At 57.1% G+C, this 387-nt stretch carries 1 protein-coding gene; it reads left to right on the top strand.

Annotation, left to right across the window (positions count from 1 at the left end; genetic code table 11):
• Positions 1 to 387 (top strand): 2-oxoacid:acceptor oxidoreductase family protein (locus FJV41_RS56625; RefSeq protein ID WP_181791662.1); only part of this gene is annotated, 387 nt, incomplete at both ends.

The following is a 387-nucleotide window of genomic DNA, read 5'->3' as shown; positions in this document are numbered from 1 at the left end:
GGCGATATTCAGTGAACTGCAGGCCGCCCAGCCGAAGCCGCGCTTTACTGTCGGGATCTATGATGACGTGACCAACCTGTCGCTGCCGTTGGGCGAAAATACCCTGCCGGCAGAGGCCAAGCTCGAGGCCCTGTTCTACGGCCTCGGCAGCGACGGCAGCGTGTCAGCCACCAAAAACAACATCAAAATCATCGGCAACTCGACCCCATGGTTCTCCCAGGGCTATTTTGTCTATGACTCGAAGAAAGCGGGCGGCCTCACCGTCTCGCATCTGCGGGTCAGCGAAAAACCGATTCGTTCATCGTATCTGATTTCGCAGGCTGATTTCGTCGGCTGCCACCAGCTGCAGTTTATCGATAAATACCAGATGGCCGAGCGGCTGAAGCC

This window comes from Myxococcus llanfairpwllgwyngyllgogerychwyrndrobwllllantysiliogogogochensis, assembly GCF_006636215.1.
Taxonomy (GTDB): Bacteria; Myxococcota; Myxococcia; order Myxococcales; family Myxococcaceae; genus Myxococcus; species Myxococcus llanfairpwllgwyngyllgogerychwyrndrobwllllantysiliogogogochensis.
The sequence above is the reverse complement of the archived record's forward strand: the minus strand, read 5'-3'. Positions and strand labels throughout refer to the sequence as shown.